We start from the raw sequence: 11,984 nt of genomic DNA on the forward strand, positions 1-11,984 counted from the left end.
TTCACGAGAGCGGCACCATCGGGAGGAATAATCCCGACGTGCCCAGCGTCCTCGCTGTGTTTTTCTTCAAAGGAACCTCGCCCCAGACCGTACGGCCCGGAGACGGGGTATCAACATATCTGGCGTTGACTTTTGGCACGCTGTTGAGTTCTCAAGGAACGGAAGCTTCCTTTGAGACCGTTTCACCGGCCCCTCCGGGCTTTCCCTTCGCTGTCTCCAACCTTACCAGATCCGTTTCGCGTTTCCGCTCTTCGTTTCCGGCCCCCTATTGGAGCGGGGTTTTTGTCTTCGGGCTTTCGCCTTTTGACGTCTCCGACTTTATCAGACTCTTTCGGGCCCGATTACCGCCGGGGTTTTGCCTCTATGAACAGCGACACAAAAGACCACTCAGAAAGTTCTTTCTGAGAGGTGTTGTGCGATCGATGGTCTTTCGAAGCGGGCTAGATCCTAGCCGCTGGCCTCCGAACGTCTCCGTTCGTGGCAACTTCTCGAATCTACCTCCCCACGCCACCCGTGTCAACAGGTGTCTTGGGGCGAAGAGGAGACTAGCAGGTCAGCCACCGCAGATGCACATCGCCGGCGTCGGCCGAATGGGTCATGCCGCGGTGGGCAGGACGTCGCTGCGGTCGCCGCGTTCCAGGTCGCCCGTCTCGCCTGCGAGGGCGGCTCGGCGCCCCACGACGAAGACGTAGAGGAGGAAGAGCAGCTCGGCGGTCACGCCGATGCCGATGCGGGCCCAGGTGGGGAGGCCGGAAGGGGTCACGAACCCTTCGATGGCGCCGGAGACGAAGAGGACTGCGGCGAGGCCTATGGCCATGCCGATGGCGGCCCGGCCTTCTTCGGCCAGCGCCGTACGGCGGGGACGCGGGCCGGGGTCGATGACGGTCCAGCCGAGGCGGAGTCCCGTACCGGCCGCGACGAACACCGCGGTCAGTTCGAGGAGACCGTGCGGGAGGACCAGCCCGAGGAAGGTGTCGAGGCGGCCGGCGGAGCCCATGAGGCCCAGTCCGAGACCGAGGTTGAGCATGTTCTCGAAGAGGACGTAGAGGACCGGCAGCCCCAGGAAGACGCCGAGGACCAGGCAGTAGCCGGCGGCCATGGCGTTGTTCGTCCACACCTGGGCCGCGAAGGAGGCGGCGGGGTGGCTGGAGTAGTACGTCTCGTACTCGCCGCCCGGGCGGGTCAGGGCGCGCAGTTCCTCGGGGGCGGCGATGGCGGACTGGACCTCGGGGTGGGTGGCGACCCACCAGCCGATGAGCGCGGCGACCGCGGTGGAGACGAGCGCGGTGGGAACCCACCAGTGGCGTGAGCGGTAGACCGCGGCGGGGAAGACCCGGGTGAAGAAGAGGACCGCGTCGCGCCAGCCGGGGGTGCGGGCGCCGGTGACGGCGCTGCGGGCGCGGGCGACGAGGGTCGTGAGGCGTCCGACGAGTGCGGGGTCGGGCGCGCTGGACTGGACGAGGGAGAGGTGGGTGGCGGCGCGTTGGTAGAGGGTGACGAGTTCGTCGGCCTCCTCCCCGGTGAGGCGTCGCCGCCGGCGCAGCAGGGCGTCGAGCCGGTCCCACTCGTGGTGGTGGGCGGCTGCGAAGACGTCGAGGTCCATGGGCGCTGCTCCTGGCTGGCCGGGGAGGTCCCAGCTTGGCAGAAGGGGCAGACTGGGCGCTCCGGGTCCGGGGTGGGCAGGAGGAGGTTCCCGCATGACTGAGGCGAGCGCGGTGGACGGTGCCGGGCGTCTGGTGACCGGTGAGGCCGTCGAGCTGGGGTTGCACACGGCGAAGCTGCCGAGCCGGGCGCTGGCGGCGGCGCTGGACGGGGTCGTGTACATCGGCGGTTATCTGGTCGTCTCGATCGTGCTGGCGGTGGCGACGGCGTCGATGGACGACGCGGCGGTCGCCGCGGTGTACGTGGCCTCGTTGCTGCTGGTGCTGATCGGGGTGCCGATCGCGGTGGAGACGCTGACGCGGGGGCGGTCGCTGGGGAAGCTGGCCTGCGGGTTGCGGGTGGTGCGCGACGACGGCGGGCCGATCCGGTTCCGGCACGCGCTGGTGCGGGGGACGGTCGGGGTCGTGGAGATCCAGATGTTCCTCGGGGTGATCGCGTGCATCGCCTCGCTGGTGTCGGCGCGCGGGCGGCGGGTCGGGGACGTGTTCGCGGGGACGCTGGTGGTGCGGGAGCGGATTCCGGTGCCGCGGGCGGCGCGGCCGTTGCCGCCCGCGCCGCCGTGGCTTGCGGGGCAGTTGGCGGGGGTGGACCTGTCGGCGGTGCCGGAGGGGTTGTGGCTGGCGGTGCGGCAGTTCCTGTCGCGGGTGCACCAGCTGGACCCGCAGGTGGGTTGGTCGATGGCGGAGCGGCTCGCGGGCGATGTGGTGGCGTGCACAGGGGCGCCGGTGCCGGAGGGGACGCCGCCGGCGGCGTTCCTGGCGGCAGTGGTCGCGGAGCGGCAGGCGCGGGACGCGCGCCGGGTCTTCGGCGCTCCGGTCGGCGGGCCGGTGGAAGCGGGGGCGTTCGGGGTGGTGGGGCCGGGGAAGGGTCCTGCGGACGGGTCGGCGCCGGTGGGCTGGGGGACGCCCGGTCCGGACGGCGGGGTGCGGGAGGACGTTGCGCCGCCGGTGCGCGGGGAACAGGCTCCGCGGGGGCCGGTGGCACCGGAGCCCTCTTCTCCGTCCTTGGCCTCTTCGTCCTCGTCCCCTTCGCCCTCGTCGTCGACGGGCTTCGCGCCTCCGGCCTGAGGTGGTGCCGCGGCGCCGGGGTGTCAGTCCGTCGCCGGGAACACGGACGGGGGTGACTCGAGGTCCTCGAGTTCGATGCCCGGGGCGGACAGGACGACGTCGCCGGCGATGTGGACGGTGTGTTGTTCCCCGGTCTCCAGGTCGTTGACCTGGTACTCGTCCACGAGCAGGGGGGCGTTGTCAGTGGGGTGTGCTTCGCTCTTGATCAGTGCCCACGACTGGTCGAGGGTGCGGGGTGCGAGCACGGGGGGCTGGAATGCGACGAGACGTACGCGGGTGGCCGGGGAGCCCGGGCGGAGGCGGAGCAGCCGCGCGGTGGCGATGTAGAACGCGGGGGACGCGCCCGTGAAGGCGTGGCCGGGGACGTTGCCCTCCTGAGCGTGTTCGCCTGAGGGGTCCGTGCGGACCCAGGTGAGGCCGTCGAGAGCGGCGCCGCGGACCTGCCAGCCAGCGGCATGCAGTTCGAGGCGGATGGGACGGCCGAGTTCGTCGACGGTGAGGTCGACGGAGCCGGCGTGGCCGCCGTCGGGGTGGGTGTTCTGGGCGGTGTAGCGCCAGCCGGTGGGGCCGGTGGCGCAGTGGAAGTGTTCTTCGCCGAGGGGGGTGTGGTCGTGGGTGTCGTGGAACGAGTAGCGGCCGCGGGGCATGGTTCGACCTTACAAAGCGGGCCGGGGCCCGACGGGGCAGGCCCCCGCCGGGGGCGGGGGCCTGCGGGGTGGCTCCTGTGGTGCCTGCGGGACCGGTGCCGCGCCGTCGCGCGGGCGGCCCGGGCGGCGTCAGTAGCGGTAGTGGTCCGGCTTGTAGGGGCCCTCGACCGGGACGCCGATGTAGGCGGCCTGCTCCGGGCGGAGGGTGGTGAGCTTGACGCCGAGGGCGTCGAGGTGGAGCCGGGCGACCTTCTCGTCGAGCTGCTTGGGCAGGACGTAGACGCCGATCGGGTACTCCTCGGGCTTGGTGAACAGCTCGATCTGGGCCAGGGTCTGGTCCGAGAAGGAGTTGGACATCACGAACGAGGGGTGGCCGGTGGCGTTGCCCAGGTTGAGCAGGCGGCCCTCGGACAGCACGATCAGGACCTTGCCGTCGGGGAAGGTCCAGGTGTGGACCTGGGGCTTGACCTCGTCCTTGACGACGCCGGGGATCTTTGCGAGGCCGGCCATGTCGATCTCGTTGTCGAAGTGGCCGATGTTGCCGACGATCGCCTGGTGCTTCATGCGCTGCATGTGCTCGGCGAGGATGATGTCGCGGTTGCCGGTGGTGGTGACGAAGATGTCGGCGGTCTCGACGACGTCCTCGAGCACGGTGACCTGGTAGCCGTCCATCGCGGCCTGGAGGGCGTTGATGGGGTCGATCTCGGTGACGATGACGCGGGCGCCCTGGCCGCGCAGCGATTCGGCGCAGCCCTTGCCGACGTCGCCGTAGCCGCAGACGACGGCGACCTTGCCGCCGATGAGGACGTCGGTGGCGCGGTTGATGCCGTCGATGAGGGAGTGGCGGCAGCCGTACTTGTTGTCGAACTTCGACTTCGTGACGGCGTCGTTGACGTTGATCGCCGGGAAGAGCAGGGTGCCGTCGCGCTGCATCTCGTACAGGCGGTGGACCCCGGTGGTGGTCTCCTCGGTGACGCCGCGGATCTCGGAGGAGAGCTGGGTCCACTTCTGGGGGTTCTCGCCGAGGGTGCGGTTGAGGAGCAGCAGGATCTGCTCGTACTCCTCGCTGTCGGCGGTGGAGGGGTCGGGGGCCTGGCCGGCCTTCTCGAACTCGACGCCCTTGTGGACGAGGAGGGTGGCGTCGCCACCGTCGTCGAGGATCATGTTCGGGCCGCCGGTGGGCACGTCGGGCCAGGTGAGGGCCTGCTCCGTGCACCACCAGTACTCGGCGAGGGTCTCGCCCTTCCAGGCGAAGACGGGGATGCCCTGCGGGTTCTCGGGGGTGCCGTGGGGGCCGACGGCGATGGCCGCGGCGGCGTGGTCCTGCGTGGAGAAGATGTTGCAGGAGGCCCAGCGGACCTGGGCGCCGAGGGCGGCGAGGGTCTCGATGAGGACGGCGGTCTGCACGGTCATGTGCAGGGAGCCGGTGATGCGGGCGCCGGCCAGCGGCTGGGAGGCCGCGTACTCCTCGCGGATGGCCATGAGGCCGGGCATCTCGTGCTCGGCGAGGGTGATCTCCTTGCGGCCGAAGGCGGCCAGGGAGAGGTCGGCGACCTTGAAGTCGTTGTTGACGGGGGACATGCAGTCTCCTCGTGGGGTGCTTCCAGAACGGACATCGGCTTTCCGCTGCGGGGCGTGGGAAGGCATGCGGACATGCCTATCCCTCGACCGCAGCTCAGCCCGTCGGAGGCCCTCTCTCCCTCGGCCGGCCCGTGTCCGGACCGCCCGACCGCCATCAGCAGCGACGTCTGGCTAGTGACGAATCTACACCGAGTGGCCGGGCGCGTCCGGAAGGTGCGCGGAGGTCGTCCGGGGCGGGTCAGTCCGCCGCGGGGGCGGTGGGGGCGGCGGACTGCTCGCGGTAGATGTCGGGTTCGAGGTAGATGGCGCGGGCGATGGGCTCGGCCTCGCGGATGCGGGCTTCGGCGGCGTCGATGGCACGGGCCACCTCGGTGGCGGTGTCGTCGTGCTGGACGGCGATCTTGGCGGCGACGAGGAGTTCGTCGGGGCCGAGGTGGAGGGTGCGCATGTGGATCACGCGGGTGACGGTGTCGCCGGCGACGATCGCCTCGCGAATGCGGGCGACGACCTCGGGGCCGGCCGCCTCGCCGAGGAGCAGCGACTTGGTCTCGGAGGCGAGGACGAGCGCGATGGCGACGAGGAGGACGCCGATGCAGAGGGTGCCGATGCCGTCCCAGATGCCGTCGCCGGTGAGCAGGGACAGGCCGACGCCGACGAGGGCGAGCACGAGGCCGACGAGCGCACCGAAGTCCTCGAGGAGGACGACGGGGAGCTCGGGGGCCTTGGCGGTGCGGATGAACTGGCCCCAGCTCTGCTTGCCGCGGAGCAGGTTGGATTCCTTGATCGCGGTGCGGAAGGAGAAGCCCTCGGCGATGATCGCGAAGACCAGGACACTGATAGGCCAGTACCAGGCATCGATCTCGTGGGGGTGCTGGACCTTCTCGTAGCCCTCGTAGAGCGCGAAGACGCCACCGATGGTGAACAGCACGATGGAGACGAGGAAGCCGTAGATGTACCGCTCACGGCCGTAGCCGAAGGGGTGTTCCTCGGTGGCCTTCTTCTGGGCCTTCTTGCCACCGAGGAGGAGCAGCGCCTGGTTGCCCGAGTCGGCCACCGAGTGCACGCCCTCGGCGAGCATCGACGAGGAGCCGCTGAAGGCGAACGCCACGAACTTGCTCACCGCGATGGCGAGGTTGGCGCCCAATGCGGCGACGATCGCCTTGGTTCCGCCTGACGCGCTCATAGGTGCTGGTGGTCCCTTCCCTCGGCCCTGGTCTTTGCCCGGTCTTTACGGCGTTACGGCGGGACATTCTTGCAGGCCGTGGTTCACGTGGTGCGTCAGGCCACCACGGTGGCCCGGAAGACGGTTCCCTCGCCGGTGAGTTCGACCCGCTCGCCTGCGGGAACGTAGGCGGACTGGCCGCGGCCCAGGGTGAGTTCGGGTGCCGTGGGCTCGCCGGGCGTGCGCAGGGTGGCGGTGCCCTCGGTGCAGAGCAGGATCTGGGCGGTGCGGTCGTCGGGCGTGCGGGGGGCGGCGCCGGCGGCGAGCGAGTAGCGGGAGAGCCTGAACTCGTCGATGGGGGTGGCGTAGAGCTCCTCGCCGTCCGGGGACGCCTCCGGGCGCAGGACGCCCGCGTCGCCGGCCTGGAAGCGGACGATGCGCAGCAGTTCGGGGATGTCGACGTGCTTGGGGGTGAGGCCGCAGCGCAGGACGTTGTCGGAGTTGGCCATGATCTCGACGCCGAGGCCGCTGAGGTAGGCGTGGGGTATGCCGGCGCCGAGGAAGAGCGCCTCGCCGGGCTGGAGGCGCACGTGGTTGAGGAGCATGGCGGCGATGACGCCGGGGTCGCCCGGGTAGGCGTGGGCGATGGCGGCGTAGGCGGCGTACGCGTCGGCGTGCGGTCCGTCCTCGGTGGCGAGGCGGGCGGCGGCCTCGGCGGCCTCGTCCACGGCGCCTGCCATGGCGTCGCGTTCGGCTCCGAGCACGGCGGTGAGGACCTCGCGGAGCGCGGCCTCCTCGGGGTGGGCGCGCAAGATGTCGGCGTAGGGCTTGAGGGAGTCCACGCCGAGGCCGGTGAGGAGGGCCGCGGTCTCCTCGGGGTGGCGGAAGCCGCACAGTCCCTCGAAGGGGGTGAGCGCGACGATCATCTCCGGCTTGTGGTTGGCGTCCTTGTAGTTGCGGTGCGGGGCGTCGACGGGGATGCCGCGGGCCTCTTCGTCGGCGAAGCCGGCGGCGGCCTGGACTAGGTCGGGGTGCACCTGCAGGGAGAGGGGGGAGCCGGCGGCGAGGAGCTTGAGCAGGAAGGGCAGCCGGGGGCCGAAGCGTTCAACGGCGGGAGCGCCGAGTTCGCCGCCGGGGTCGGCGGTGATGACCTGGTCGAGCGGGACCGGACCGTTGCCGCGGTCGATGCGGGAGGGGGCGCCGGGGTGGGCGCCCATCCAGAGTTCGGCCTGCGGCTCGCCCGTGGGGGTGGTGCCGAGCAGTTCGGGGATGGCGGTGGCCGATCCCCAGGCGTACGGGCGGATGGTGTTGGTCAGGCGGTCCATGCGGTCATGATCTCCCGGTGGAGGTGATGGCGAGGTAAACGGAGGCGAAATCCGCGACGGCGAGGAGTTCGACGGCGGATTCGAGGTCCCCCCCTTCGGCGGGGGCGAGTTCGCTCATCGGGGTGTCGTGGGTCGTGGCGAGTTCGCGGGCGAGCGGGGCGGAGCTCGCGGCGACGTTGCCGGGGCGGTGCATCAGCACCACGCGCAGGCGGAGGTCCTCGGGCTCGTCGACGCGGTCGCGGAAGAAGTCCTCGGGGTCGAGGGCGCCGGCCAGGGAGCCGGCGAGCAGCGCGCCGTGGGTGTCGAGCGCCTCGGGGAGTTCGCCGTGCAGGGCAGGGCGGCCGGCGCGGGCGGCGATGGCCGCGGCGAAGCGCCGGGCGGCGACGGCGGCCACCGGTCCCTCGCTCCACATCACCGGCAGGGATTCGGCGAGTTCGGAGGCGAGTGCCTTGGCGGGGTTGCTGTAGGTGGCGGTCGCGGGGCCGCAGCGGCCGGCGACGTCGTCGAGGCGGTCGGCGGCGCGCTCGATGGCGTCGGGCGGCGCGGCGAACAGGCCGATGCGGTCGCCGAGGGCGAGCAGCGGGGTGAGCAGCGCCCAGAAGGCGCCGAGGTCCTCCGCGGGGTCGGCGGCCTCGCCGAGGACTCCCGCGACGGACGCCGGGTCGGGGGCGGGGGCGTACGGCAGGACCATGCCCCGTACCTGCTGGATCGCCTCGGCGATGGGTGAGCCGGCGGGGACGACGGCGGCGGCGGTGCAGCCGCGGCGGTAGGCCTGCTCGATGAGGTCGGCCAGGCCGGCCTCGGTGCCCGCGGGGCTGGCGATGAGCAGCAGGTCGAGGGGGCCGGCCCAGCCGGGGAGGTTCCACCGCAGGTCGTACGGGGCGGGGCCGGTGGGGTGCAGGGACAGCACGGGTCCGCTGCCGTTGCCGAGGGCGGCCAGCAGTTCGGCGACGGCGGCGACGGCCACGGCGCCGGGTCCGGCGACGAGGACGCTGCGGGGGCGGCCGTCGGGCTTGAGCTCGCCGACGCCTGCTTCCTGGGCGAGGCGGGCGGCGGTACGGACGCGGGCGCCGGCGGCGGCGACGCCGAGGAGGAGGCCGCGGGTGTCGGCGCGGGCGAGGGCGTCGGGGTCGTCGAGCAGCGTCTCGTCCAGCATCGGGGGTGACCTCCGGTCCGGTCCGGTCGTGTCGGGTGTCGCGGTGGCGCCGTGCGGTGCGGCGCGGGTGGTCTGCGGGCGGGGGCCGCCGTGGCGGTGGCTGCCGGGCGGGCGGGCGCGCGGCAGCGGGCGGTCCCGGGTCGCGTCACGCGGGGCGGCGGGCCTCGTCGACGAGGAGGACGGGGATGTCGTCGCGCACGGGGTAGGCCAGGCCGCAGTCGGCGGAGGTGCAGGTGAGCTCGGTGGCCTCGACGTCCTCGCGCAGCGGCGCGTGGCAGGCGGGGCAGGCGAGGATCTCCAGGAGGCTGGCTTCGACGAGCGGCATGGGTGGCGTCTCCCCTGTGTTCGTAGTGTCGTCGTGGTTTCCGGATGTCCGCCGTGTGCGGGCGTACGCGTCCGGACCGGCGGATTCAGCCTATCGCCGGGGGCTCCGGCCCGCGTGACCGTGTCGGGTCCCCGGCTCCGCCGGAGGAGCGCGCCGCGTGCGCCGCCTCCTCCGGCGGGTGCGGCCGTCAGGCGCGGACGATGGCGAGGACCTCGTCGCGGACGCGGGCCATGAGCTCGGCGTCACGGGCCTCCACGTTGAGGCGCAGCAGCGGCTCGGTGTTGGAGGGGCGGAGGTTGAACCACCAGCCGTCGCCGGTGACCGTGAGGCCGTCGAGCTCGTCGGTTCCGGTGCCCGGGGCGTCGGCGTAGGCCGCTCGGACGGCGGCGGTGCGGCCGGCCTGGTCGTCGACGGCGGTGTTGATCTCGCCGGAGGCGGCGTAGCGGTCGTACTCGGCGACGAGCGCGGACAGCGGTCCGTCCTGGCCGCCGAGAGCGGCGAGGACGTGGAGCGCGGCGAGCATGCCGGTGTCGGCGTTCCAGAAGTCGCGGAAGTAGTAGTGCGCGGAGTGCTCGCCGCCGAAGACGGCGCCGGTGCGGGCCATCTCCTGCTTGATGAAGGAGTGGCCGACGCGGGTGCGGACGGGCGTCCCGCCGTGCTCCTTGACGACCTCCGGCACGGTCCACGACGTGATCAGGTTGTGGATGACGGTGGAGCCGGGGTGCTTGGCCAGTTCGCGGGCGGCGACCAGGGCGGTGATCGCGGACGGGGAGACGGGCTCGCCGCGCTCGTCGACGACGAAGCAGCGGTCGGCGTCGCCGTCGAAGGCGATGCCGATGTCGGCGCCGGTCTCCCGCACCTTCTCCTGCAGGTCGACGATGTTTTTGGGGTCGAGGGGGTTGGCCTCGTGGTTGGGGAAGGTGCCGTCGAGCTCGAAGTACATCGGGACGAGGTCGAGGGGCAGGCCGTCGAAGACGGTGGGGACGGTGTGCCCGCCCATGCCGTTGCCGGCGTCGACGACGACCTTGAGGTGCCGGATGGAGCCGAGGTCGACCAGGGTGCGCAGGTGGGTGGCGTACTCGGCGAGCATGTCCCGCTGGGTGACCTCGCCGGGGGTGGCGTCGCTCGCCGGGAGGCCGGTCTCGGACCACTGCTCGACCAGCTCGCGGATCTCGGCGAGGCCGGTGTCCTGGCCGACGGGGGCGGCGCCGGCGCGGCACATCTTGATGCCGTTGTACTGCGCCGGGTTGTGGCTGGCGGTGAACATCGCGCCGGGCAGGTCGAGCCTGCCGCTGGCGAAGTACAGCTGGTCGGTGGAGCACAGGCCGATCTCGGTGACCTTCGCGCCGCGCGAGGCGGCGCCACGGGCGAAGGCCCGGGACAGGCCCGGCGAGGAGGGCCGCATGTCGTGGCCCGTCACGATCGCGTCGGCGCCGGTCACGGTCACGAAGGCCGCGCCGAAGAGCTCGGCGAGCGGCTCGCCCCATTGGTCGGGGACGACACCGCGGACGTCGTACGCCTTCACGAGCTGGGAGAGGTCGGTCACCGCATGTGCTCCGCTCTGGAATCCGGTTGCCGGTGGATGGATCGTGGCAAGAGCCAACCTACCGGGCGGATCCGAACGGGCCGACGCGGATGCCGCGCGAGCGCGGGCCCCGGGGGTGTGCGCGGAGGCGCCTGTTGTTTGCGGGGCGGCCGTCGGCCCTTGGGGGCGCTTCTGCGGAGACCGGTGTGCCGTGCAGGGCCCCCGGCGGTGTCTTCGGCGAGCGGGGCAAGGCGGGCAGGGGCAGGACGTTGAGCCGGGCGCCCCAGTCAGCCGCGAACACGGCGACGGCTCTCTGGTCCGCGACGCCGGACGTGCCAACCGGAGGACCCGTCAAAAGCCGGGCCGACGCGATGGCTCGGAATGGGCGACCGGGGAGCACAGATCGAAAGACGGACGCGGGGCGGCCGGTCGTGCCGGCCGGCCCACGGGTCCGGCAGGCGACGGACCAGCGCGCCGCCCCCAAATCGCTGCTGGGCTGAGGAGCGTCGGTTCACAAGGTGCGGGTGGGCCGCAGGCACATGGGGGTCGGCGTAACGAGGGCAAGTCTGCGGACAACAGCGTGCCGCGCAAAAGGCGCGGCGCGAGCGCAGCGAGTCGGTGCTGACCCTGCTCTCCGTGAGCGCGGTACGGCTGCGCGGGGCGTTGCGGTCCGCCGAGAGCGCGCGCCGGCACTCCCGCTCCGGGCGGGTGGGGCGAGGCGCACCGGTGGGGATGCCGCCGGAGGCGCCTGCCGCGGGGGCGTCTGTAGGCCCCTGGGCGTCGCCCCTGCAGAGAGCGCTGCGCGGAAGAGCGTCGGGCCAGTGCAGTAGGCAGCCCGGGACTGCCGGGAGCGGGGCGTCGAGGTCCATCGCGAGCGCGGTCACCCGCGAGGCCGGGGGTGTCGATCAGGAGTCGGGGACAGGCCAGTTGGGTGCCCGACGCCGGCATTCCAGCCGGGGTGCCGGCAGGAGCGGGGTCAGCCTGGCGACGACCCAGGACGCGTCACGGGTCACGAGACGGACGGGGAGCGGCGGCACATGCCGGTCAGGAGACGGTTGCCGCAGGTACCAGACCGAGGTGCTGAGGTGTCGGCGAGGAGGTGGCCGAGGAGACCTGTCAGGGATGCCAGCCGGGCGGAGGCGACAGCGTCGGGGGGCGGTCGCGGGGGCCCGTGAGGGTCGGGCCTGCGCGGAGGCCCAGGGCGGCGGTTCAGTTGGGAGAGGGACGCGGAGTGGCCAGGGTGCCTGCCGGGGATGGCCGATCAGGACTCGGACGCGAGGTGCCGTCCCCGCGGGTGCGGGTCGGGCCCTGCAGGAATCGGGCCGGCGCGAAGGCCCTGGACGAGTAGGGCCACGGGTGCCAGTCAGGAGGCGGACACAAGGCGGCCGGTCGTACCCGGCCGGAGGCACCACCACGAAGTGCCACGGGACCAGCGAAGAGGTAGCCGACAGCGCCGGTCCGGAGTCGCACCGACGTGCCCGCCCGGGGGCGCCGGCCGGGAAGTCCGCCACACGCCGAACCACCGCCAAGGCCC

At 72.4% G+C, this 11,984-nt stretch carries 9 protein-coding genes; 1 reads left to right on the top strand and 8 read right to left on the bottom strand.

Annotated elements, in window-relative coordinates:
• Positions 1–595: 595 nt before the first annotated feature.
• On the bottom strand, positions 596–1,603 hold the full coding sequence (locus tag ACFZAU_RS21420; protein WP_500553520.1) for a stage II sporulation protein M: 1,008 nt from the start codon (positions 1,601–1,603) through the stop codon (positions 596–598).
• Positions 1,604–1,697: 94 nt separating this feature from the next.
• Between ACFZAU_RS21420 and ACFZAU_RS21425 the strand changes: the two genes are divergently transcribed.
• Complete coding sequence (locus ACFZAU_RS21425) at positions 1,698–2,729, top strand: RDD family protein (RefSeq protein ID WP_500553521.1); 1,032 nt, start codon at positions 1,698–1,700, stop codon at positions 2,727–2,729.
• Positions 2,730–2,752: 23 nt separating this feature from the next.
• Here ACFZAU_RS21425 and ACFZAU_RS21430 read toward each other — a convergent pair whose 3' ends face one another.
• From ACFZAU_RS21430 to ACFZAU_RS21460, 7 genes are all read right to left on the bottom strand, one after another.
• The gene (locus ACFZAU_RS21430) at positions 2,753–3,376 is read right to left on the bottom strand and encodes a hypothetical protein (protein ID WP_500553522.1); all 624 of its coding nucleotides are present in this window, start codon (positions 3,374–3,376) and stop codon (positions 2,753–2,755) included.
• A 129-nt stretch (positions 3,377–3,505) separates the two neighbouring features.
• Positions 3,506–4,957, bottom strand: a complete 1,452-nt coding sequence (gene ahcY / locus ACFZAU_RS21435) for an adenosylhomocysteinase (protein ID WP_500553523.1) — start codon at positions 4,955–4,957, stop codon at positions 3,506–3,508.
• A 238-nt stretch (positions 4,958–5,195) separates the two neighbouring features.
• Positions 5,196–6,140, bottom strand: a complete 945-nt coding sequence (locus tag ACFZAU_RS21440; RefSeq protein WP_500553524.1) for a cation diffusion facilitator family transporter — start codon at positions 6,138–6,140, stop codon at positions 5,196–5,198.
• A gap of 95 nt (positions 6,141–6,235) precedes the next feature.
• Positions 6,236–7,444: a mannose-6-phosphate isomerase, class I gene (gene manA, locus ACFZAU_RS21445; protein ID WP_500553525.1), complete on the bottom strand. Its 1,209-nt coding sequence runs from the start codon at positions 7,442–7,444 to the stop codon at positions 6,236–6,238.
• A gap of 4 nt (positions 7,445–7,448) precedes the next feature.
• Positions 7,449–8,600, bottom strand: coding sequence for an SIS domain-containing protein (locus ACFZAU_RS21450; protein WP_499611082.1), 1,152 nt, complete (start codon positions 8,598–8,600; stop codon positions 7,449–7,451).
• A gap of 145 nt (positions 8,601–8,745) precedes the next feature.
• Positions 8,746–8,925 (bottom strand): Trm112 family protein, encoded by a 180-nt coding sequence (locus ACFZAU_RS21455; protein WP_431967699.1) that lies wholly within the window; start codon positions 8,923–8,925, stop codon positions 8,746–8,748.
• A gap of 187 nt (positions 8,926–9,112) precedes the next feature.
• Positions 9,113–10,471, bottom strand: coding sequence for a phosphomannomutase/phosphoglucomutase (locus tag ACFZAU_RS21460; protein WP_500553526.1), 1,359 nt, complete (start codon positions 10,469–10,471; stop codon positions 9,113–9,115).
• Positions 10,472–11,984 lie beyond the last annotated feature (1,513 nt).

The organism is Streptomyces sp. NPDC008238 (assembly GCF_042956445.1).
Classification (GTDB): domain Bacteria; phylum Actinomycetota; class Actinomycetes; order Streptomycetales; family Streptomycetaceae; genus Actinacidiphila.

Bases quoted from the DNA above. Each gene is read 5' to 3' on its own strand.
- ACFZAU_RS21420 (WP_500553520.1), bottom strand. From the start codon at position 1,603: ATGGACCTCGACGTCTTCGCAGCCGCCCACCACCACGAGTGGGACCGG.
- ACFZAU_RS21440 (WP_500553524.1), bottom strand. From the start codon at position 6,140: ATGAGCGCGTCAGGCGGAACCAAGGCGATCGTCGCCGCATTGGGCGCC.
- ACFZAU_RS21455 (WP_431967699.1), bottom strand. From the start codon at position 8,925: ATGCCGCTCGTCGAAGCCAGCCTCCTGGAGATCCTCGCCTGCCCCGCC.
- ACFZAU_RS21450 (WP_499611082.1), bottom strand. From the start codon at position 8,600: ATGCTGGACGAGACGCTGCTCGACGACCCCGACGCCCTCGCCCGCGCC.
- manA (WP_500553525.1), bottom strand. From the start codon at position 7,444: ATGGACCGCCTGACCAACACCATCCGCCCGTACGCCTGGGGATCGGCC.
- ACFZAU_RS21430 (WP_500553522.1), bottom strand. From the start codon at position 3,376: ATGCCCCGCGGCCGCTACTCGTTCCACGACACCCACGACCACACCCCC.
- ahcY (WP_500553523.1), bottom strand. From the start codon at position 4,957: ATGTCCCCCGTCAACAACGACTTCAAGGTCGCCGACCTCTCCCTGGCC.
- ACFZAU_RS21425 (WP_500553521.1), top strand. From the start codon at position 1,698: ATGACTGAGGCGAGCGCGGTGGACGGTGCCGGGCGTCTGGTGACCGGT.